This is a genomic window from Pseudomonas sp. CHM02 (genome assembly GCF_000612585.1).
In the GTDB taxonomy this organism is placed as follows: Bacteria; Pseudomonadota; Gammaproteobacteria; order Pseudomonadales; family Pseudomonadaceae; genus Aquipseudomonas.
The window spans coordinates 1-250 of sequence record NZ_JFCA01000128.1 but is presented as its reverse complement, the minus strand read 5'-3'; the positions used below and the strand labels follow the sequence as shown (position 1 = coordinate 250).

1 pseudogene is annotated in these 250 nt (G+C 57.6%); it reads right to left on the bottom strand.

Annotated features, from left to right (window positions below):
• Positions 1-87: 87 nt before the first annotated feature.
• A pseudogene (locus BM70_RS33275) lies at positions 88-177 on the bottom strand (23S rRNA (adenine(2030)-N(6))-methyltransferase RlmJ); the annotation flags it as partial.
• Positions 178-250: the final 73 nt, after the last annotated feature.

The following is a 250-nucleotide window of genomic DNA, read 5'->3' as shown; positions in this document are numbered from 1 at the left end:
CAAGTAGACCATGGTGACGGGTTTTGGGGCTGCTATGCAGCCCAGCGCGAGCAAGCTCGCTCACCACAACAGCCCGGTCGGCGCTGTTTATTCAGCGATCAGCCAATCTATCTGCCATCCACCTTGGGTCTGCCCAAGCTTCCTGGACAGCCACGACAGCAGCTCACGCAGCTGCTTTGCTGAAAATGTTCTGGGAACTGGATTGGCGGCACGGGCATAACCTCCCCGATCTGAAGCCATCTTGTGGTGA